The 21,528-nt window shown below is 60.3% G+C and carries 14 protein-coding genes; 5 read left to right on the top strand and 9 right to left on the bottom strand.

Annotation, left to right across the window (positions count from 1 at the left end; genetic code table 11):
* Positions 1 to 58: 58 nt before the first annotated feature.
* The 3 genes from oxlT to frc all read right to left on the bottom strand — a co-directional run bounded on the left by oxlT (position 59) and on the right by frc (position 3,351).
* A complete protein-coding gene (gene oxlT, locus AWB81_RS13280) occupies positions 59 to 1,393 on the bottom strand; it encodes an oxalate/formate MFS antiporter (protein WP_062635997.1) in 1,335 nt (444 codons plus the stop codon).
* Positions 1,394 to 1,570: 177 nt separating this feature from the next.
* Positions 1,571 to 2,020 (bottom strand): PAS domain S-box protein, encoded by a 450-nt coding sequence (locus AWB81_RS13275; protein ID WP_062635995.1) that lies wholly within the window; start codon positions 2,018 to 2,020, stop codon positions 1,571 to 1,573.
* A gap of 80 nt (positions 2,021 to 2,100) precedes the next feature.
* Positions 2,101 to 3,351: a formyl-CoA transferase gene (frc, locus tag AWB81_RS13270; RefSeq protein ID WP_062635986.1), complete on the bottom strand. Its 1,251-nt coding sequence runs from the start codon at positions 3,349 to 3,351 to the stop codon at positions 2,101 to 2,103.
* Positions 3,352 to 3,576: 225 nt separating this feature from the next.
* Between frc and oxc the strand changes: the two genes are divergently transcribed.
* On the top strand, positions 3,577 to 5,316 hold the full coding sequence (gene oxc / locus AWB81_RS13265) for an oxalyl-CoA decarboxylase (RefSeq protein ID WP_062635984.1): 1,740 nt from the start codon (positions 3,577 to 3,579) through the stop codon (positions 5,314 to 5,316).
* A gap of 250 nt (positions 5,317 to 5,566) precedes the next feature.
* On the top strand, positions 5,567 to 7,207 hold the full coding sequence (locus tag AWB81_RS13260; RefSeq protein ID WP_235025791.1) for an alkaline phosphatase family protein: 1,641 nt from the start codon (positions 5,567 to 5,569) through the stop codon (positions 7,205 to 7,207).
* 85 nt (positions 7,208 to 7,292) lie between these two features.
* Here AWB81_RS13260 and AWB81_RS13255 read toward each other — a convergent pair whose 3' ends face one another.
* From AWB81_RS13255 to AWB81_RS13240, 4 genes are all read right to left on the bottom strand, one after another.
* Positions 7,293 to 7,682, bottom strand: a complete 390-nt coding sequence (locus AWB81_RS13255) for a hypothetical protein (RefSeq protein WP_062635981.1) — start codon at positions 7,680 to 7,682, stop codon at positions 7,293 to 7,295.
* A 179-nt stretch (positions 7,683 to 7,861) separates the two neighbouring features.
* Positions 7,862 to 9,511 carry a cellulase family glycosylhydrolase gene (locus AWB81_RS13250; protein WP_143753711.1) on the bottom strand — a complete coding sequence of 550 codons (1,650 nt, stop codon included), beginning with the start codon at positions 9,509 to 9,511 and terminating at the stop codon, positions 7,862 to 7,864.
* A 218-nt stretch (positions 9,512 to 9,729) separates the two neighbouring features.
* Positions 9,730 to 12,021 (bottom strand): polysaccharide biosynthesis tyrosine autokinase, encoded by a 2,292-nt coding sequence (locus AWB81_RS13245; protein WP_062635971.1) that lies wholly within the window; start codon positions 12,019 to 12,021, stop codon positions 9,730 to 9,732.
* Positions 12,022 to 12,677: 656 nt separating this feature from the next.
* Entirely contained in the window at positions 12,678 to 13,730 is a 1,053-nt protein-coding gene (locus AWB81_RS13240) for a glycosyl hydrolase (RefSeq protein ID WP_235025790.1), read from the bottom strand.
* Positions 13,731 to 14,674: 944 nt separating this feature from the next.
* On the opposite strand from AWB81_RS13240, the gene AWB81_RS13235 reads away from it, so the two are divergent.
* Positions 14,675 to 15,823, top strand: coding sequence for an acyltransferase family protein (locus tag AWB81_RS13235; RefSeq protein ID WP_062635968.1), 1,149 nt, complete (start codon positions 14,675 to 14,677; stop codon positions 15,821 to 15,823).
* Positions 15,824 to 16,079: 256 nt separating this feature from the next.
* Here the strand turns inward: AWB81_RS13235 and AWB81_RS13230 are convergent, their stop codons facing one another.
* Both AWB81_RS13230 and AWB81_RS13225 read right to left on the bottom strand, forming a co-directional pair.
* A complete protein-coding gene (locus AWB81_RS13230) occupies positions 16,080 to 17,285 on the bottom strand; it encodes a hypothetical protein (protein WP_062635966.1) in 1,206 nt (401 codons plus the stop codon).
* A 486-nt stretch (positions 17,286 to 17,771) separates the two neighbouring features.
* Entirely contained in the window at positions 17,772 to 19,274 is a 1,503-nt protein-coding gene (locus tag AWB81_RS13225) for a tyrosinase family protein (RefSeq protein WP_159938885.1), read from the bottom strand.
* 191 nt (positions 19,275 to 19,465) lie between these two features.
* On the opposite strand from AWB81_RS13225, the gene AWB81_RS44690 reads away from it, so the two are divergent.
* Positions 19,466 to 19,696 (top strand): hypothetical protein, encoded by a 231-nt coding sequence (locus tag AWB81_RS44690; RefSeq protein WP_143753714.1) that lies wholly within the window; start codon positions 19,466 to 19,468, stop codon positions 19,694 to 19,696.
* Between the two features lie 437 nt (positions 19,697 to 20,133).
* Entirely contained in the window at positions 20,134 to 21,387 is a 1,254-nt protein-coding gene (locus AWB81_RS13220) for a flippase (protein WP_062635961.1), read from the top strand.
* Positions 21,388 to 21,528: the final 141 nt, after the last annotated feature.

The raw sequence follows: 21,528 nt of genomic DNA, 5'->3' as shown, positions 1-21,528 counted from the left end.
GATTCTGATCGGCAGACGATGCGCGCCGCGCACCGGATTCCAGTGCGCGGCGCTTCTCTCAACGGCCTGACGAAGAAGCGGGACGCGCCTCCGCCGGGACCTCATAGCTTCCGTTCTCGGAGGCAAGCACGGTGTTGTTGATCCAGCGCTTTCTCATCGGCGCGAGCAGGAACTTGGCCGCGATCGCCGCTGCAATCGAGATGCCCGCTGCGCAGATGAACACCGCGTTCCAGCCCCCGACTGCCGAGAGCAGCGATGCAACCGGAACCAGCATCGATGCCGTGCCCTTCGCCGTGTAGAGCGTGCCTGCGTTGGCTGCCGCGTACTTGCTGCCGAAGGTATCGGCGCAGGTCGCCGGGAAGATCGAGAAGATCTCGCCCCAGCACAGGAAGATCATCGCGGCGAAGAACATGAACAGATACGGGTTGTGGCCGAAGTACATCAGGCCGAGCAACGCCGCGCCTTCACCGAGAAAGATCACGAACATCGTGTTCTCGCGGCCGAAGCGGTCGGAAATAAAGCCGCAGAGCGGTCGCGTGAAGCCGTTGCACAGGTTGTCGATGGAGAGCGTCATCGTGAGCAGCGGCAGCGTGACACCGAGCAACGTGACCGGCAGCTTCGCGAAGCCGAATTCCTTCGCGATCGGACCGAGCTGCGCCGTCGCGATGATGCCACCCGCTGCGACGAACACGAACATCAGGTAGATCACCCAGAAGAGCGGTGAGCGCACCATCTGACCGGTCGTGTAGTCGATCTTCGACGCGACGAGCCGCTTCGGAATCACCACGTTCGCGGGCGGCACCGGCCGCACGAGAAAGAGTGCGAGCGCGAGAATACATACGCCCTGGAAGATGCCGAAGAACATGAAGGTGTGCTCGTAGCCCGAGCTCTGGATCATGTTCGCAATCGGAATCACCGTCACCGCAGCGCCCGCGCCGAAGCCGGCCGCAGTCAGGCCGGCCGCGAGGCCGCGCTTGTCCGGAAACCACTTGAGCGCATTGCCGACGCACGTGCCGTACACACACCCCGCTCCGATCCCCGCAACGACAGCGCCGATGTAGAGATGAACGAGGGTGGAAGCGTGAGCGTCGATGACCCAGCCGAGCGCCGCGCAGATCGATCCGCCGATCACGACGGGACGCGGCCCGAACTTGTCGACGAGCCAGCCTTCGATCGGCACGAGCCACGTTTCAGTCACGATGAAGATGGTGAATGCGGTCTGGATCGCGGCTTGCCCCCAGTGATGCTTCGCATCCATCGGCACTACGAAGAGCGTCCATGCGTACTGCAGATTCGCGACCAGGCCCATGCAGATGATGCCGATGACGAGCTGGGCCCAACGATTCGGGCTTTTGGCCGCTCGTAGGGGGTCAGGGGTAAAGGTGTTTGCCATGTCTGTACGTCTCCTTTATCGACCGGAGGCAGCGCTTTGGCGCTTTGCTCGGGTCCCATGCAAGATGGTTGCATTGTTGCGCTCGATCGGCGCCCTGGATGCGATTGATTGGTGATCTGTCTTTGCGGCGAGTCCTCGACGTTCCGGTAAGTTGAAGAAGCCGGGCCAGTGCAGCCCTTAAGAAGCGCTTGCCTTCGCTTCGAGTTCCGTGATGCGTTTGCGCAGTTCGCGCTCTTGCTGGAAGCGTTCCGTCTCGTCGCGAATCACCGCGACGATGCCCGATACCGCGTTGTCCGGCCCATGCAGCAGCGCGACGGTGAACGCTATGGACATCGAGCGGCCTTCCTTGTCGACGGCGGGTACGCGCAGCACGTCATGGCCATAGCGCGTCTGACCGGTGGCCATCGTTTTTTCGTAACCGGCCCAATGACGCCCGCGAAGACGTTCGGGGATGATGATGTCGAGCGACCTGCCGAGCGCTTCGTCCTGCGTGAAGCCGAACATGCGTTCTGCCGCCGGATTCCACAGGATGATGGCGCCGGCCGCATCGGAGATCACGATTGCGTCGCCGATGGCGTCGATCAGTTGCCCAACATCGATGGCGCTATGTTGTGAGGTGCTGGTCATATGTGGGTCGCCATGTTCTGATGCTGCGATTCAATGCATCGCACCGGCCGCCATGCTGGCCGGCCGGTGCGAGTTCCGCGTCAGACTGCCTGCGCTTCATGCAGGCTGGCGATTTCCTCGTTGCTGTAGCCGAGGCTCGCAAGCACTTCGTCGGTATGCTCGCCGAGCAGCGGCGAACCCGTGATTTCCGGCTTCAGGTCCGAGAACTTGATCGGGCTACCCACCGTCAGGTAAGTGCCGCGCTCCTTGTGCGGCACTTCCGCGATCGTGCCGCTCGCGCGCAGCGATTCGTCGGCGGCCAGTTCCTTCATGCTCAGCACCGGCGAGCAGGGGATGTCGAACTTGCGCAGGATGTCGACCGCTTCGAACTTCGTCTTGTCGGAGAGCCATTCCTCAATGGTCTTGAAGATTTCGAAGATGTGCGGCTGACGCGCCTTCGGCGTGTTGTAGTCCGGATCCTCGATCCACTCCGGCTTGCCGAGCGCGCGGCAGATCGGCGCCCATGCGTGGCCCTGGATCGTGAAGTAGATGTACGCGTTCGGATCGTTTTCCCAGCCCTTGCACTTCAGCACCCAGCCCGGCTGGCCGCCGCCGCCGGCATTGCCGCCGCGCGGTACGACGTCGCTGAACGTGCCGTGCGGATACTGCGGATACTCTTCGAGGTAGCCGAGGCGGTCGAGTCGCTGCTGGTCGCGCAGCTTCACGCGGCACAGGTTCAGCACGCTGTCCTGCATCGATACTGCGACTTTCTGGCCCTTGCCCGTCTTCTGGCGGCCCATCAGCGCGGTCAGGATGCCGATCGCGAGGTGCATGCCGGTGTTGCTGTCGCCGAGCGCAGCGGCGCTGACGGTCGGAGGGCCGTCCCAGAAGCCCGTCGTCGATGCGGCGCCGCCCGCGCATTGCGCCACGTTTTCGTAGACCTTCAGGTCGTCGTAGTGGTGGCCGTCGCTGAAGCCCTTCACCGAGGCGACGATCATCTTCGGATTGAGTTCGCGGATCGTGTCCCACGAAAAGCCCATCCGGTCGAGCGCGCCAGGGCCGAAGTTCTCGACCAGCACGTCCGATTCCTTGATCAGCTTCTTGAGCACTTCCTTGCCTTCCGGCTTCTTGGTGTCGAGCGTGAGGGACTTCTTGTTGCTGTTGAGCATGGTGAAGTAGAGCGCGTCGACGTCCGGGATGTCGCGCAACTGGCTACGCGTCACGTCTCCGGCACCGGGCCGCTCGACCTTGATCACGTCTGCGCCGAACCAGGCGAGCAACTGCGTACAGGCCGGACCCGCCTGAACGTGCGTGAAATCGATGATCTTGATGCCTTCCAGCGGCTTGGTCATGGCTTCTGTCTCCTGACAGCTTTGGTTGAATGAGGACTTCCCGAACCTTCGTGTGATATACAATATTCCATACATCGTATTCTAATAATAAACGTTAACCCGGTTAGGGTTTCCCGTAGCGATCCAAACTCGACAAATACGACGGATGTGATAGCTTGATAAATATTGTGTCTGTAATACTGTATATCACCACGAGACAACAACACCCGCCGACAAGGAGACGTCATGGCAGATGTGCTTGAGATCACCCCGCAGGCCGCGCAGGCGGAAGACACGCAGAAGCAAACGGACGGGTTCCACCTCGTCATCGATGCGCTGAAAGTGAATGACATCGACACGATCTTTGGTCTGGTCGGCATTCCGATCACCGACCTTGCCCGCCTCGCGCAGGCCGAGGGCATGCGCTTCATCGGTTTCCGGCATGAGCAGCACGCGGGCAACGCCGCCGCGATTGCTGGCTACATGACCAAAAAGCCTGGCATCTGTCTGACAGTGTCGGCGCCGGGCTTCCTGAACGGCCTGACCGCGCTCGCGAACGCGACCACCAACTGCTTCCCGATGATTCTCATCAGCGGGTCGAGCGAGCGTGAGATCGTCGATTTGCAGCAGGGCGATTACGAAGAGATGGATCAGTTGAATGCCGCGAAGCCGTATGCCAAGGCTGCGTATCGTGTGCTGCACGCCGAGGACATCGGCATCGGCGTGGCGCGTGCGATTCGCGCAGCCGTCTCTGGCCGTCCTGGCGGCGTGTATCTGGATCTGCCGGCGAAACTGCTCGCGCAGACCATCGATGCGGTGAAGGCGCAACAGTCGCTCGTGCGCGTCATCGATGCGGCTCCCGCTCAGTTCCCCGGACCGGAAGCGGTCAAGCGCGCACTCGAAGTATTGAAGGGCGCGAAGCGTCCGCTGATCCTGCTCGGCAAGGGCGCGGCCTACGCGCAAGCCGACGAAGAGATCCGGGCGCTGGTCGAGCAGACAGGCATTCCGTATCTGCCGATGTCGATGGCGAAGGGCCTGCTGCCCGACACGCATGCGCAGTCGGCCTCCGCCGCGCGCTCGTTCGTGCTGGCGGAAGCGGATGTCGTCGTGCTGATCGGTGCGCGCTTGAACTGGCTGCTCTCGCATGGCAAGGGCAAGACCTGGGGCGCCCCGAAGAAATTCGTGCAGATCGACATCTCGCCGACCGAAATCGACAGCAACGTCGCGATCGCGGCGCCGGTGATCGGCGATATCGGTTCGTGCGTGTCCGCGCTGCTGGGCGGCATCGACGCGAGCTTCCCGAAGCCGTCCGCCGAATGGACCGACGCGATCAACGAGCGCAAGAACAAGAATCTCGCGAAGATGGCCGCGACGCTCGAAAAGAATCCGTCGCCGATGAATTTCCACAGCGCCCTGCGCGCGATCCGCGATGTGCTGAAGGAGCATCCGGACATCAACGTCGTCAACGAAGGTGCGAACACGCTGGACTACGCGCGCAGCATCATCGACATGTACCAGCCGCGCAAGCGCTTCGACTCAGGCACGTGGGGCATCATGGGCATCGGCATGGGCTTCGCGATCGGCGCGGCGGTGACGAGCGGCAAGCAAGTGGTTGCGATCGAAGGCGACAGCGCATTCGGCTTCAGCGGCATGGAACTGGAAACGATCTGCCGCTATGACCTGCCGGTCTGCACGATCGTCTTCAACAATAACGGCGTGTATCGCGGCACCGACGTGAACCCGACTGGCGGCAAGGACGTTGCGCCGACCGTGTTCGTGAAGAACGCGCGCTACGACAAGATGATCGAAGCGTTCGGTGGCATCGGCCACAACGCGACGACGCCGGATGAACTGACGAAGGCGCTGAAGGAAGCCATTGCATCGGGCAAGCCGACGCTCATCAACGCCGTGATCGACGAAGCCGCCGGTACCGAAAGCGGACGTCTCACGAACCTGAATCCGCAAAGCGCGGCGATGAAGAAGTGATCGACGGCGCGGGTCAAGGCCCGCGCCCAAATGACCAGATGGCCCGCGAGTTTGACGGCTCGCGGGCCTTTTTTTATTGTATTGCCGCATGCATTCACAGCACATGCTTACGCCTGGCCTTTAGCGTAAATCCGGTGTAACGCTGGGGAAAGCGGCCGCAATGTCCCCGTAACGCGTGTGACTCGCGCGCGACTCACACTGTCGCCCAGTTTTGACCACTCAACGTTGTCGAAGATACTGGAGACCGATAGTGAACGTGCAATCCCATGCTGCACCCGCTTTAAGTTTGATTGCCGCGCTGACGCTTGCCGCGTGCGGCGGGTCGAATCATAACGATACGCCTGCGAGCGCCATAGCCGGCGCGCAGCACGTGCTGCTCGTCAGCATCGACGGATTGCATCAGCAGGATCTGGCGAACTGCGTCGCCGCCAAGACGTGCCCGAACATCGCGGCGCTCGCGAACAATGGCGTGACCTACACGAACGCTTTTACGCCGGGTCTTTCCGATTCATTCCCGGGACTTGCAGCGCTGCTGACGGGCGGCTCGCCGAAGTCAGCCGGGCTCTTCTACGATGTCTCGTACGACCGCACGCTCTACGCGCCGAGCGATTCGCAATGCAGCGGCGCGCAAGGCTGGAACGTGGTGTTCGACGAGACCACCGGCATCGACGCGATGAACGGCGGTGCGCTTACGCACCTCGACGGCGGCGACGCGTTCAACCCTCAGGCGATCCCGAATGCGAAAGTGAACGGCGTCTGCACGCCGGTATATCCGCATAACTACATCAAGACGAACACGGTGTTCGAAGTCGTCAAGCAGCAGATGGCGAATGCGCGAACTGCATGGGCCGACAAGCACGCATGGGGCTATGACTGGGTCAACGGACCGTCGGGCAAGGGCGTCGACGATCTGGCGCGCACCGAGATCAACTCGATCGACCCCGCGACGCAATCTGACTATACGGACGTCTACACGCACACAGAACTCTTCGACAATCTGCACGTGCAGGCGATCGTCAATCAGATCGACGGCAAGGATTCGACCGGGGCGTCGAGCGTCGGCGTGCCGACCGTCTTCGGTACCAACTTCCAGACGCTGAGCGTCGCGCAGAAAGCGCCGAACGCGAGCGGCGGCGGCTACACCGACGCCCAGTTCACGCCGGGCCCGCAGGTCACCGGCGCGATCGCGTATGTCGATGGGGCGATCGGGAAGATGGTGGCGGAGCTCAAGGCGAAGAACCTGTTCGCTTCGACGGTGTTCATCGTGACCTCGAAGCACGGCCAGTCGCCTGCCGACCACACGATGCTCGTGAAGAACGGCGACACGCTCGCGGCGCTGCTGCAGGCGAACAATTATCTCGATCCGAACGGCGACTACGGCCAGGCCGCGACCAAGACGGGCAGCCTGAACGACGGATCGGGACTGGTTGGCACCGGCTTCGAGCAGAGCGACGATGTCGGGCTCATCTGGTTGCGCGACCCCTCGCAGACGACGAGCGCGGTCGCGACGCTGCAGGCGAACCTCGGCTGCACCAAGACGGGCATCTGCGCCGATGGCGCGCAGGCGTCGATTCTTTCGGGAGCCGCGCTGGCGGCGAAGTTCGGCGATCCCGCGCAGGGCCGCACGCCCGACATCATCGTGCAGCCGAATCCCGCCGTGATCTATACGAGCAGCAAGTCTAAGGACGCGGAACACGGTGGCAACGCGCCCGACGACAGTCACCTGGGCCTGCTTGTCGCGTACCCCGGCCTGAAGTCGGCGACGAACGCGACAACCGTGAGCACGACGCAGGTCGCGCCGACGATCCTCAAGTCATTGAACGTGAATCCTGGCTTGTTGCAGTCGGTTGCGGCGGAGGGCACGCAGGTGCTGCCGGGGCTGGGCTTCTGAGTCTGCGGGAGACGATTGACGCGCCATGCAGGCGGCCGGGCGGCCGCTTGCATCGGCCGTTTGAGGTCGAAGCAAGTGCGTACGCCTAGCGCGCTCGCTGGATGAGATCCCGTGCTTCCTGCGTGGCCATGCCTGCATAAAGCTCGGCCCATTTGCCGAGCAGCGCGCGGTCGTTGGTCAGGAAGAGCGGTGCAATCGCCCAGCTCACCACCTTGTCGCCGGCCCGCGCTGTTTCGAAGATGCGCAACTCTTCGTCCGTACTGATTCCCGCCTTCACCAGTTCGTCATACGACGCAGGCGTGTCGAATTCGACTTCATGCGGCGGCACGTTGTGCAGAATGGCGAGCGTATTGCGAATCTTGCGCGATGCGTGATCGCGGCTCGGCGCCAGAACGAACACGACACCTTCCATCGGCCCATACGCGAAGGTGCGGTACAGATCCCGTTTGTTTAAAGCTTCTTGCTGACTTTTCATCGAATACCTCCGGCTCAATGGGCCATCGATTCTTGGCTAGGATCGATCGACATCGAGTCGACGCTGCCGGGTTGAGCAAACTTGGGCGAGCACTCAACAAACGTTAAATAAGTGGCTAAGAGGGTCTATTCTAGATCACATCCCTTACTTTCGTTCTCGCCTGTTAAAAGCTCAAGCGCTCAGTTCGACTGCCCCGCCGGAATCAGATACTTTGGCAGCGCGCCCAGCTGCCACTGAAATCCTCCGCTCGGGACAGTGACCGTCGACGTGGCACCCTGCCAGTCGCGCTGAGTGTACTTGCCCGGCGGAATCTGCACCGCCGTCGCACTCTCGTTTGAACTGGTCTGCCAGCCGACGTATACCGGATTATCCGCTCCATATTGATAGACCTTCACGTCGCGGCTGTCGATTAGCGCGTGATCCCACTTTCTCGAACCGAGCGTCTTCGTGACGACGGACGCGGCCACGTAAGCGGGCTTCGGCGTCAAGTCAGCGCGCAGCATTCCGAAGTTGGATTCCTTGTTGTTCGGGTCGACTCCGTCGTCGACGAAGTCATACCAGAATACGGCTTCCGTTGCTTCATCATAGCGGCGCGAGAGCAAATATGTGCGCGCGATATTCGCAGCTTGCGAAGGTTCGCTGAGGCCGGCAGATTGCGGACTCGACGGCCAGCCGATTTCCGTGATCCACACCTTCAGTTTGCCGTGACCCTGCCTGGGGTTTGCGTTCATCATGCGCGCAAGATGAGGCCAGACGTTCGGAATGTTCACCGGATTGACCGGCGCGCCTTTCGCCGGATAGCCGGAGTCCGGGTCGTGCGGCGACATGTACGGATGGATGCTGAAGCCGTCCTGATAGTCGAGGACGCCCGCCTTGATGAGCGCCACGATGCAGTCGCCCCCCGGGCCGCCGCCTGCGCCACCGCCGCCGCAGGAGATGACTGTCGAATCGGGGCTCTCCTTCTTGATCGCGACATAGACATCCTTCAGCAACGCCGCGTAGTTTTCGTAGGTGACCTTGCCGAAGGCGGGCTCGTTCCAGACTTCCCAATGCTTCACCTGCTTGCCGTACATGCCGACGAGCTTCTGCGCGTAGCGCACGAAAAGATCGCGTTCCTGCTGGTTCTCCGGGAAACCTTGCTGCCCCTTGAGCAGGTTCGGATACGCCTTGCGGTTGCTGTAATCGAGAATGATCAGCGGCTTGAGGTTCAGTTTCGCGGCTTGCGTGACATAGTTGGTGTAGTCGGCGGGAAAGCTGAAGTTGCCGGCCGTCTTTTCGACTTCGCTCCAGTACAACTCGTCGCGGATCCAGTTGAAGCCCGCCTTTTTGACGAGCGGCAACACGACGGCAGGGTTGCCCTTGTGCTGCCCGAAGTGCGTGATTACGCCCGCGTCAGTGAATCCCGTCCCACCCGCCGTGATCGCCGCCATGTTGATCTTCAGCTCGCCGCCGGAGCCGCCCGCCGATTGCAGTTTCGTGTCGAGCAGATAGAGCCCGTAGGCCGGAATGGCGACGTTGAACGAAGCTTTTCCGCCGCTCGCCGACGCCTGATAGGTCGTCACAGGAGTGCCCGACGGCTTGCCGTCCGCATCGTATCGATAAAGCGTCGCGACGACGTTGCTGCCCGCACCGGCTTGCGGTGCGATCTGGATGTCGACTCGCTTCGTGCCGGGACCATCCATGATCAGTGATCCGGGCGCGTTCAGCACGCGCATCGAGGCATCGGCGGCAAAGGCAGAATGCGCGGCGCTGGCTAGCGCGGCGCACGTAATGACTCTGGCCAGCCGGCCGGAGCGTGACAGGGCGTGCGAGGTGAAGACCGCTGGCATCGTGGCTTCCTTCTGTATGGCGCTGCTTTTGGGATTTGAAGCGGCAACGTCCGTCCGGTGCGGACGAGCGCCGCGAAAGTAACGAAGAACCGCATGAGCGGAGGGGCGCAAGGCCCGGTTCGTCCATTCGCGAATCGCGGCCCTGCGCGAAGCATCCACGACTTGCGTTGCAAGGTGGTGCTTCGGCAGGGCCGTCGCTTCACATGAGGCTGTCGACGTCAGGCGTCGTGCTGCGTGACGTTGGGCGCATATGCGCTCGCGTAGGCGTACGTGCGCTTCTCGCTGCGACGCTTCGGCACGGCGTTGAAGATCACGCCGGAGATGCGTGCGCCAGTGAGATCGAGGCGCTTGATCGCCTGTTCCAGTTCGCTTTCGCTCTGCGCGCTCGGGCGTACGACAACCACCGTCGTGCCGGCGTTGCTCGCGATCATGTTCGCGTCGCTAACTGCGAGGACGGCAGGCGTATCGATGATGATGAGGTCGTACTGCGGGCTCAGGTATTCGAGCAAGAGCGGCAGGCGAGTCGTCGAGAGCAGCTTCGACGGATTCGGCGGGAAGCGTCCTGCCGTGATGATCGACAGACCCGGCACGTCGGATGCACGGATCGCGTCGTCTGCTTCGAGCTGTCCCGCGAGCACTTCGGCGAGTCCGCTCTGGCGCGACTGTCCGAAGATCGAAGCCATGCGGCCGCGGCGCAGGTCGCCGTCGATCAGCAGCACGCGCTTGCCCGACTGTGCATGCAGCGCCGCCAGGTTCGATGCGACGAACGTCTTGCCGGTGCCGGGGGTTGCGCCCGCGACGGCAAGAATGTTGTTCCTCGCGCGCTCGATGTCGATCATCAGCGAAGCCCGTACGGCTCGCAATGCTTCCACGGCCATGTCGTCGGGACCATCGTCGGAGAGCAGGAAATTGGAGCCATTGCCCTCGCGCGATGCCCCGTTGGCGAGCGCGGGCTCGTCGGCCCCTCGCACCTTGCCGGGAAGCAGCGAGGCCGGTGTCGCGGAACGGTCGAGACGTGCCTGTTCGTTGCTGTACATGACCGCGCCCAGAACCGGCAGGTTGAGGTGGCGCTCGACGACGTGCGGACTTTCCACGTTGCGCGAAAGCTGGCTGCGGAAGAACACGAAGAGCACGCTCAGGATCACGCCCGCGGCGCCGCCGGCAGCGATCACGATCAGGCGCTTGGGCTTCGCCGGTTCCGTCGGGAACACGGCCGTATCGATGATATGCACGTTGCCGATCGTGCCCGCACGCGTTACGGCGAGCTCGCTCGCCTTTTCGCGCATCGCGACATAGATGTCCTCGGCGACCTTCGCATCGCGCGTCAGGTCGGCGGACTTGCGCTCGGAAACGGGCAAGCCGCTGAAACGCTTGTCGAACGCTTCCTTTTGCGCGGTGAGCGTGACGATCTGGTCGTCAATCGTGCGCACTTCGCGGCTCGACGGCATGAAGCGGCTGGCGACCTGCTGACGCTGCATCTTGAGTGCCGCAATCTGCTTCTCGAGATCGAGACTGCCCTGCAGGTACGACGCCGCTTCGGTGCCAGGCGTCATCGAACTGGCATCGGTGCGGTACTTGCTGAGTTCGGACTCGGCACGCTTCAACTCGGATTCAAGACGGGGCAGTTCGCCGATGATGAAGTCGCGCGTGACGCTCGCTTCCTGACGATGCTGGTCGATATGAGCGGCAATGTAGGTTTGCGCGATCGCATTGGTGATCACTTGCGCGAGCTTGGGATCGTCGTTCTCGTAGAGGATCTGGACGACGCCCGAGTCCTTCGCCGATTCCTGCACCTTGAGTTTCTTCAGGAAGCGCTCGACGGCCTTGTATTCGCTAAAGCGAGTGACGGCGAATTCCGTATCGGGGCGTGCCGCCAGATGGCTGATGAGGATCGAGATGCCGTCCGCGCTTGCGACCTGGCCGACCGTGCCGTGCAGCAGCGCGTTGCCGTCGTGGTCCATCAACTGGTAGGCGTTGCCCGGCAGGACGCGCAGCGTCAGTTCCTTGTTTTGCAGGCGTCCCGGTACCTGAAGCGACTCCACCGATACATCCTCTCCGCCCCACGCGAACGACTTGAGCCCGAAGATTGCCGGCATCGGAGCGCCCTGCGTCGCGAACAGCGACGAGACGCGTCCGAAGAACGGCACCTGATGCGGCGTGACGAGAATGTCCTGCTTGTACTTCTTGATGACCGGCAAGAGCACGGTCCGGCTCTGGATGATCTGGATTTCGGCGTCGGTGGGCAGGGTGGACGGAACCATCTGCTGCTGCATCTGCGAATTCACGCCGAGCACGTTCGGGTTCGGGTAGTCGACCTTGACGAGCGCGTCAGCCGAGAAGCTCGGCGTGGCGAGATACGCGTAAAGGGTCGCGGAGCCAGTCACCAGCACGATGATCAGAACCACGAGCCCAACGTTGTCGACGATGAGCCTCCACAGTTCAGCTGCGGAAAACCCGTCGTCGCCGTTACGCGCGCGACCGGGATCAAAACCTAGAGCAGGTGTATTCATCTGACGCTTTCCTCATTCATTCGAGAATCGGTACGCGGCATGTCCGCATGCCGCTGTCGGTGTCACCAAGACGTAACGCGCCAGGCTGGTGGGCTGTGGCGCGGCCTTCGACATCGACAACGGTACGGATCGGACGCCGCCTGCTAGCGACGCAAATCTGTTTTCGTCGGATTGCGCAGTGCCTTTGAAAGCAACATGCCTGCATATGGGACCCGAGTAAGGCGCTGAAGTGCCAACTCTGGTCGACAGGAGAAGCGCTGTCGGCACTGCCTGGGCAAGTCGTACCTTCCGGATTCGACGAGACAGCGTATGTTCACTACCGCACACGAGTAAAAAACCGGCGGAAGCGCTAGTGCCTCGATCGTTTTTGTTTGATTTTTTATTGGTCTTACGTTTGAGTGTCGCTACTGCCTTGAAACTAAAGGCATTCGACCTTGGGACGCATCTGTCTGGCACGCGCCCTGAGCAACCGGGACGTCGCATACCGACCTTGAGGCTGCACGTTGTCGCCGAAGAAAACCTGTCGTACGTTCGTGCTAAAGTCGCGCTTCGACGAAGCGGCTTCAAGCAGCGTAGTAAATTTTGCGAGTAATGCAAGTAGGATTGACGGTGCGCCGGCAATCGCTGCCTGCGCACGACGGTTCGATGATCGCGGATCAGACCGGGTTGGCCCGGGTGAAATTCTTGTATGCGTCGTAAGCTGCGCTCTTCGTGACGCCATCGGTCTTGACCAGACCGTAACTGTCGTCGATGACTGCGTACAGCATGATGCACTGGATGTTGTACTTGTCCTTGATAGACTTGTACTGCGTCATCGCGCTCGTTACATACGCTGCCGCCGATGCGTTGGTGTCCTGCGAGCCCGACCAGCCGAATTCCGTCAACCAGATCGGCTTGCCGAACGAGTCCTTGAGGATCTGCAGGACGTCGACCGAGGCAGTGCGGCCTGCGCGCTGAATGTTGTACGAACTCTTGTACCAGTGATACGTGGTGAAGTCCCAGCGCACGAGGGCTGCGCCGCCGCGACCCGCCGCCGTGCCATTCGGCGAGATGCCGTTCCAGAGCATCTGGAGCGCACGGTAGGCCATCGGGATGCCAACGTTCACGCCAACCTGGATCGACGAGTCGATAGCCTTTACGCCGTCGATCATCCCGCGGATCACGCCACGGAACGACGGCCAGTAGGAAGCATTCCAGTCGGTGGTCGCGCTGCCGTCGCCGCCGATCTTCAGCGCGACGTCGAGTTCGTTGCCGCATTCGATGTACTTCACGAGGCCCTTCAGCGGCCGCGTGCAATTGACCGCGAGATTATAGCCGAGCGTGTACGCGGCGGACTCGGAACTCTTGACGTCATAGCCGGCGGAGCGCGGGTTCAGCACGGGCAGGATGATGATTCCGCTGCCCATGAACGGGCCGTTGAGTGCGTTTGCCAGGACTTGCGACATGCCGCCGCTCGCGACGTCGGCGCGATAAACCGTGGCGCCGAGGTCCTTGAGGATCTTCACCTGGTTCGCCTGCGTCACATAGCTGTAGATGCCGGTGTTGTACGCCATGTGACCGTTCAGCCCATAGAACAGCTTCTGACCGGTCGTCGCCGCTTTCGCGGTCGCTTCTACATCGACGCTCTTGGCAGTTGCGTCGGCGAGGTCGCTTTCGGCTCCGCCGCCACCGCATGCCGACAAGGCAACGCTACCGGCTCCAGCTGCCATGGCAGAAAGAAATTTCCGGCGCGGAAGCTTTGATGCGGACTGCGATTCGATTTCAGGAAATTGTTGCTGATATAGGTGGCTTTTGTTGGTTGACATGGGTAAGTAATTACGGGTTTCTATGGGCGCTGAGTATAGTCGTACCTTTTGGGAGGGATCTGTAACTCGATGTAACAGTTCAGGGATTAGGGAAATTGTTCTTTACTACTATTGTATGAAATTATATTTTTTCCGATGTCTGGCTGATAAAGCAGGCATGACCTTAATTTATTCGCCAAGCGCGCGCCAAAAACGGCACTGACAGTAGGACTATTGCAAAAATAAATAAGGGATGGATTAAATAGTAAGATGAAATGACCGGTCCGTAGCGTCATTTTGGTAATTGAGAAGGTGTACGAAGAGTTCTGCAGGGATTTCCCTATGCGGTATTTATGTCGCTCATAACGCAGCGGACAGACCGGTAAGGAATTTTTTTGCCGCGAGGTGCGGGATCGAGGCATCGATTACCGCGTCGGGTCACAACGGCGTCTGACGTGTGAGTGCACTTTTTGCAATCGACGGGTATGCTTGCGGGCGCGCGGCCTTGGTCGTTCTGTGCGACCGCGCAGCAGGCATGACAACTTTTTTAGCCCGAAGCTGGTCCTTTTGGCCGATCTTTACTCGTGTGCGTTAGTGAACATACGCGAGCTTATCGATGCGGAAATGTAGGCGGTCGTAGAAGGGTTCGCGCGACGGCTCAGTCATGGCGTCGCAAGAAGGATCATGACTTTCAGCCGAGCCGCAGGCGAGAATTCGACGTCGAAGGCAGTCTCGTAACGAATCCTTTGGCGTCATCGGATGACAAAAGCGGCCCGTTCGCGCTGGGAAGCGGGTGCGCAAATCGATGACGGTCTTTCGCATCAGGAGAATAGCCATTGAAGACACCAGCCGCCGTATTGCCTAACCGGATGTCCCACATCGATGCGATCCGGGCCGTCGCGGTTCTGTTCGTGATGTGGATGCATTACTCCGAAGTCTTCTCCCGCATCGCAGGCTCGGGGGAATGGCTGCACAAGCTGCCGTACTACGCGAACTTCGGGCGCATCGGCGTCGTGGTGTTCTTTGCGCTGAGCGGATTGCTGATTCCCAAGAGCCTTTATGGGCCGCTTGCCGCTGGTACTCGCCGGTTCGTCGTCAGGCGCTTCTTCCGGTTGTACCCGGCCTTCTGGGTATCGATCCCGTTGGGTTATCTCTCTTACCGTTTGCTCTTTGATAAGCCGACGGAAGCGGCTATGTGGCTCGCGAACGCGACGATGCTGCCGGACGCGCTCGGTCATCCGGAGATGATGGGGCATTACTGGACGCTCGAGACCGAACTGGTCTTCTATGTACTGTGTCTTCTGCTGTTCTGGCAGGGCGGACTGCAGCGGATGCGCGACCTTTGTGTCGTCTGCGTCTCGCTCGGCGCCGCATTCGTTATCACGTCCGCGCTCAAGATGGTCCCGGCCAGCGCGCTGGGCCAGTACAAGGGCATGCTGTATCACTTGTCGATCATGTTCTGGGGCGCCTGCTTCCGGCAGGTCTATGACAATCCGGACGCGCGCGTGGTGTTCAGGCTGCCGGGGGTGCGGGGACTGACACTCGACTGGTCGTACCGAAAGGCATTCATCGCCGTCACCGGCGTGGTTGCCAGCATTTCCGTGCTGACCTTTGCCGTCGCGATCATCCAGCACGATCCCGAGCACGTCATCAATTCAGTGAGCTACCTGATCGGACTGGCGGTTTTCGCGTTGCTGGCAACGGTCTGGAAGATCCACCTGCGATTCTTTGCATGGATGGGCGAGATCAGCTATTCGCTTTACCTGCTGCATGGCGTGCCGGTCTATGTGCTCTACTGGGCCTGCCAGCGATGGGGCTGGGGCGGAGGGCCCCTCGGTCTCTATATGGCCTTCAGTGCGGTGTTTGCGATCGGATTGTCGTGGCTCAGCTTCCGTCTGGTTGAGGCGCCTTGCATCCGGCTCGGACATGCGCTGACGTCGAGTCGCCGCGCGGCGACGGCCGCGCCCGCCGGAGTCTATATCGGAGAGCCGGCGTCGGAGAAGAACGGTCGTCGGTGACCTTGACGGGTTGCTTGTCGTTACGCGAGGCGCGCCCAAAGGCGCGCCTTTTTCGTATGTGCCCCGGCGGATCGCTGCGTGGGGCGGCTCACTCGTCGGCCTTACCGCTCGATCCAGACGCCTCTTCGCTTGTTAGCCCACCTCCATGTCGCGGTCTGCCGCGACGCGCCTGATCTTACAGAACTTCGAACCCCACCAATTGCTCATGTCTGCCGCGGCACTCCTGTTGTGGAAGGCGCGAATAGCGGTGCTGCTATCAGGTCCTGGACAACGCCGCTTGCCGCCCCGCGCGGCGGAACCGGTTCAGCGGGTTCCTCGGCAACTGCTGCTCTTCCGCAAGCTGTTGTTGCATGCGTTGAGCGCGATAGGCGGAGAACCGCGGCCAGTACAGAACGACATACGCGATCGGCACGAATGACGTCACGCTTGTGATGCTGACCGTCGACGTGATCAGGAGAAGCAGTGCCATGACGAACCCATCGCTTGCCGTGAACGCGACGACGCCGAAGAGAAGCAGGGCGCTGAAGAGTCCCATGTCCGCGACGCTGGCAGGAAGGCCGGCAAACGGCACGCCAGCGAGTGCCTCGGGCTCGACCATACGGATGTATGGCAAATACTTGTAGTGCGCGAGCACGTCCGCCGGCGTGATCCCGAAGATGAGATGCTCAAGGCGCGCATCGTACATGAACGGATATCCGCCGAACCTGTGGGCAAAAGTCTCCGAGCCGAAGAATCCATGATCCGCCAGATAGATCGCCATGAGGCTCACCGAGCCTATGAATGCGACCAGGATCACGAGCGGATGAACCGCCCGCAACTTGTGACGGAAAGGGTACAGGGCTGCGAAGATGAAGAGCAGCATCGATGACTTCGAGAAGCCGATGAAGAGCCCGAAGAAGTAGATGAAGACCATCTTCTTGTTCACCTTCTCGGTGAACAAATAGAGAACCAGCGAACTGAGCAGCAGAGAGGAGAAGAATCCCGCCTCTCTTGAGAAGCCCGACACGCGCGCGAAGTAGAAGATCTCGAAGAAGTTGGTGAATGTCTTGGTCGCATACGGGCCCCAGATCGTCTTGGCGAGCTGCGTCGGCCCGAGTTGCCACGCGAGACCTTTGTCGACGTAGTACAGCGTGAACTGCACCAGGGCGAATGCCACGTTGATCGCCATCCAGTGGTGCAGATAGTTGATGCGGCGATCCATCGTGTACAGGATGTAGCCGATGCAGATCGCGAGCGAAATGACGCGCACTGCCACGCTTGGTGATCCCGTCAGACTGAGGAGCACAGCGACGAGCAGCGGCACGCTCCAGCGGCGGACAGTCGACGCGAGGAACCGCGAGAATCCCGGATCGAGGAACGGGATGAAAAGATAAAAGTAGATCGTGAAGCCGTTCACCTCTGGATTGAAGATCACACAGGTGAAAAACATATAGAACAGTGCGGAGACTATCCTCGGATACATTGATTGCTCCATCTGGGAATGCACTGATTATCGCGGATCGCTGAGGCGCGCGTGCTGGGCGGGCGCTGTCGCGCGGTCCTTATCGACGACGTGAGGATCGTGATGGTGGACGTCCACCAGGCAGATCGTCGCCTAACAAAAAGCAATGCATAAAAGGCTAGTTCCCCTTTTTTTGGCGATCGGTAAAAGATGGTTGTCTTGCGCGGCGCCGCGGTCGAAACTACTCGACGCAGGATCGAATCCTGGCGCGCGTGACGCAACGCGCTTTGCCGCGACCAAGGTCGCGGCAAAGAATGCTGGAGCATATAGATTTCAACATCGGATGGCCACCGTATGTTGAGTAGCGCACATGAGTATAGATCGAGCGGAAGCGCCAGCGCCGCGTGCGTATGTTCTTGTGATTTGTATTACAGTTCGCCGGGGGTGGTGATTTCAGGTGCGAGAAAACAAAAGGGAAGTCCGGCATGAGCCGGACTTCCTTTCGCTTTAGTAGGCATCGCCCGGCTTATGGGTGCCGGCTGGCGAAACGATATACGGCGCTTCGGTCGACAGTTCGACGCGTATTTCGCCAACGGACATGACCTGACCCTTGGGGGCACTGGGGCCGTTCACGCGGACAAGCGAAACAACATACTCTCGCGCGTTTCCGACGCCCGCTTTCAGCAGCGCGGCCGTAGCCGGAAACTCGAGCATCATCATCCCGTGATGCGCTGCGCCGGCGAGTTCGAAGGCCCCGAATGTGCCGATGAAATACTTCGAGCGTGCGGAATCGATATCGACGCCGTCGGGCAGATTCAAGTAGACGTTATAGAAGTAGCCGCCGGCAGCGCCAGCGCGCGTGATCGCGATGTCGTCGAATACGATCTTGATGGACTTGTATTGACTGGTGCTCCTCTGCGCCAGCGACGATGCAGCCGACGAGCCCTGCGCCGCTGCGTCGAAGCTTTGGGCCGTTGCCGACAGCATGTCCTGAAGCGGCTTCACCGAGCTCGCTTCTCCAGTCACACGTGCGCTGACCGACTCTTGCCCCAGCACGACGCCCTTGACGCCGCCAATCGAACGCTGGCCGGTTGCGATCGTGCGTGCGGGGGTAGCCGCAAAGGAACTGATGGCCGGGCGAGTCCGGATCGGCGCAATCTGCGCCTGCACGCGGATGATGCGACCCGCTTGCGCCTGTGGCGGCAACACCGTCGGCCTCGTCGTGTTCGCGTAGTCATAGCCGAGCCGGCTGCGGTTCGAATACGTCTGTTCCTTGTTGATCGTCAGGCCAGTCGCGTAGGTGAACGTCCCCGCCCAGTACGCATCGGTCGGAACTGGCATCGTTCTTCCGTCCGGAAGCGCCCACGTATGCCAGAGCCTGTCGACGTTCGCGTGATGCAGATAGAAGATCGGATCGCGCGGCGACTGCATCGTCGCCATCGAGACGCCGATGATGTTGTGCACCGGGTTATGCGGAGCGGTCTCGAACTTCTCTTCGAACGAGTTCGCGGTGCCGCGCTGGAAATTCACCGTAGTGGGCGCGAACGGCGACAGGTCGAGTGCGCTGTAGACATTCGTATTGAGCCGCGGGCAATAGAGCGGATTGCCGCTTGCGGTATCGGTGAATTCGCTCGGTATGTTGGGGTTCGTGTACCAGTCCCAGTAGGGAAGCGTGAACGTGCTGTCGCCTGAAACGAGCCTGATTTGCTTCTCGAGATAGTAGAGATAACCCCGATGCCACGCGAGAAAATAAGGCTGCCTGTGCGGGCAGTAGTTCACATGCACATTCGTCCAGTACTGCCATGAATTGGGATCGTTCGCATTGGGGTTGGCCAGCATCGTGGCAACCGCGTTCAAAAACGACTGGTAGTGCGGGGTCAATTTGAACTGCTGCCACTCAAGACGAACGACCGGAGTGGCGGCGACCGCCATATACGGAAACGAGGCCCAGGAAAGTGCTGTAGCGGCGCCCCCGAGAAAAGCTCGTCGGTTGATTTTTGGATAGGTCATGAATTTCTCCATTATATAGATGTACTAATGAATGGAATCTGTATGTGAACGCCGTTGAGATGTAGACCGATCTTGAAGGTCGCTCAGATAGTCGAGGCCAATGCTCGGGTGGCGAGTTCGCACCCGGGCTGGATGTTTAACGATTGCGCTGCCGTGCAGCGTCGTATTCGGAACGGTACGCAAATCTCGGAATGTGGTTGCGTCCGTCGGTTGATAAGAAGAAATCTACTTCAAGGACTGTTGTTTTCATCGTGCGCTTTCGCACGCAAAAGCAGGATATGCTCTGCTTATTAAATGGTATCGGAACACGACGTATCAGCGAACCTCTTTTCATCGCTATTGACGGCCACACTGGCCGATATGACGGGCAGCCCTCAAGGCGAGCGGCCATCGCGGCGGCCAATGACGTGCAGGTAAAATAGATGAGTCCCGTATCCTGTTTCGGCCCCAGTTCGGCGGCGGCCGTTCAGCGGCGAGCTTTTGTCCGCCGATTGCGAACCACTCCTATTTATCCATAAGTGGCGCAGCGCACTGAGTAGTGTTCGCAATTTATTTAATTTGTCTTCAGAATAATAGCGGTTCAAGCGCCCTGCTCAGCTGGCTGCACGAAAGCTCGCTGTCAGGGCAATTGTGCGTCGCTCCTGTTCACCGAGTGATGTGACATCGGTACGTCATACACTCTCCGTTCTCCGATGCGCCTGCGTTCCGGGTGCGCGGTACCTTTTCCTGGTGGAGAGCGGTTCGAAGCGGTTCCTTTTGCCGCTTGAAATCGTTCTCCATGTTGCGGTTCATTACGTCGAGCATCGCGCGGCGTTTTTGCAATACCCAGGCCACTGCTCAAGCGAGGATGAATCTGTATATGGCGTCATTCAAGAAGAACTTTGCGGTCTTGATGATGCTGCAGGTATCGACCTATGCGGTCCCCCTGATCACGCTTCCGCTGCTGACGCGCGTGCTCTCCCCGGATGGCTATGGGCGCCTCGCGTTCGCGATGGCTTTCGTCAACTATTTCATCGTGCTGACGAATTACGGCTTCGGCCTGACCGCGACGCCGCAGATTTCGATCAACCGCAGCAACCGCCATGAGCGTTCCCGAGTTTTCTGGGAGACCTTCCTCGCGCAAGCGTTGATCACCGTGGGAGGTTTCGCAATACTCGCCGTACTGACGTTCATCTTTCCCCGTCTTGCCGACGAGCGTGAGCTGCTGCTACTCGGTTTCGGCATGGCGGCGGGCGCGATGTTGATCCCCACATGGTATTTCCAGGGTGTCGAGGATCTGCGGATCATCAGCTTGATTGTGTTCACCGGCCGCGTGCTGAGCATCCCTGCGATGTATCTTCTCGTGCGCGAGCGCAGCGACATCTACTGGGCGATGGGGGTGAATGCATTCGTACCGTTGTTGTCGGGTCTTGCGATCATCACCTACCTGTACCTTCGCCGTGATCTCGACTTCGTGCCGACATCGCTGCGATCCATCGTGAAAGCTCTAAAGGATGGCTGGAGCGTCTTCATGGCGACCGCGATCACCGACTTCTACGCATCGACGAATATCGTGCTGCTCGCACTTCTCTCAGGCAACGTCGCGGCGGGCTACTTCGCAGCCGGCGACAAGCTGATCCGCGCGGCGCTGGGCATGATGAGCCCGCTGAAGACGGCCGCTTATCCGCGGATCAGCTATCTCATGCACCACTCGCGCGAGGACGCGTTCGCCTTCCTGCGAAAGATGCTGGCGTTTCAGGGAACCGTCGTCGCGATCATCTCGCTCACCATCTTCGCAGGCGCGCCGCTCGCGGTGAATATCCTCTACGGCCCACAGTTCCTCCCGACCGTCGAGGTATTGCGCTGGATGGCATTCGTCCCCTTCATGTCAGGCATCGCGGACGTATTCGGCGTACAGACGATGCTTCCGCTCGGCATGAAGGCGCATTTCAGCCGAGTGCTGCTCGCCTCCGCGACGCTGAATTTCCTCCTGCTCGCCGTGCTTTCGAAGCTCTTCGCCGAGCAAGGCGCCGCCGCCACGGTGCTCATCGTGCAGACCTGTGTCGCGGTTGCGATGGCGACGACGCTGTACCTTCAGGGCGTGCCATTTCTCAAGCGGCGGGTTGCAGAGTGAATCCGGGCGAATGAATCGACCATCAGATTCGCGCGACAGCCCTCAAATCAGCAGCACGCACACATAATGCCGTTCAGTTAATGTTCTTTTTGAGGTATCGAACGGTGTAGCGTTTAGGGCGGGATTTGACGACTCGGTCGC

The sequence above is a fragment of the Caballeronia arationis genome (genome assembly GCF_001544975.2).
Classification (GTDB): Bacteria; Pseudomonadota; Gammaproteobacteria; order Burkholderiales; family Burkholderiaceae; genus Caballeronia; species Caballeronia arationis.
This window is presented reverse-complemented; position numbering and strand designations above follow the sequence as displayed.

What these genes read in the sequence shown, in the direction of transcription:
- oxc (WP_062635984.1), top strand. Translation starts at nt 3,577, where the DNA reads ATGGCAGATGTGCTTGAGATCACCCCGCAGGCCGCGCAGGCGGAAGAC.
- AWB81_RS13245 (WP_062635971.1), bottom strand. Translation starts at nt 12,021, where the DNA reads ATGAATACACCTGCTCTAGGTTTTGATCCCGGTCGCGCGCGTAACGGC.
- AWB81_RS13275 (WP_062635995.1), bottom strand. Translation starts at nt 2,020, where the DNA reads ATGACCAGCACCTCACAACATAGCGCCATCGATGTTGGGCAACTGATC.
- AWB81_RS13230 (WP_062635966.1), bottom strand. Translation starts at nt 17,285, where the DNA reads ATGTATCCGAGGATAGTCTCCGCACTGTTCTATATGTTTTTCACCTGT.
- AWB81_RS13255 (WP_062635981.1), bottom strand. Translation starts at nt 7,682, where the DNA reads ATGAAAAGTCAGCAAGAAGCTTTAAACAAACGGGATCTGTACCGCACC.
- AWB81_RS13225 (WP_159938885.1), bottom strand. Translation starts at nt 19,274, where the DNA reads ATGACCTATCCAAAAATCAACCGACGAGCTTTTCTCGGGGGCGCCGCT.
- AWB81_RS13220 (WP_062635961.1), top strand. Translation starts at nt 20,134, where the DNA reads ATGGCGTCATTCAAGAAGAACTTTGCGGTCTTGATGATGCTGCAGGTA.
- oxlT (WP_062635997.1), bottom strand. Translation starts at nt 1,393, where the DNA reads ATGGCAAACACCTTTACCCCTGACCCCCTACGAGCGGCCAAAAGCCCG.
- AWB81_RS13250 (WP_143753711.1), bottom strand. Translation starts at nt 9,511, where the DNA reads ATGCCAGCGGTCTTCACCTCGCACGCCCTGTCACGCTCCGGCCGGCTG.
- frc (WP_062635986.1), bottom strand. Translation starts at nt 3,351, where the DNA reads ATGACCAAGCCGCTGGAAGGCATCAAGATCATCGATTTCACGCACGTT.
- AWB81_RS44690 (WP_143753714.1), top strand. Translation starts at nt 19,466, where the DNA reads ATGTGGTTGCGTCCGTCGGTTGATAAGAAGAAATCTACTTCAAGGACT.
- AWB81_RS13240 (WP_235025790.1), bottom strand. Translation starts at nt 13,730, where the DNA reads ATGGCAGCTGGAGCCGGTAGCGTTGCCTTGTCGGCATGCGGTGGCGGC.
- AWB81_RS13235 (WP_062635968.1), top strand. Translation starts at nt 14,675, where the DNA reads ATGTCCCACATCGATGCGATCCGGGCCGTCGCGGTTCTGTTCGTGATG.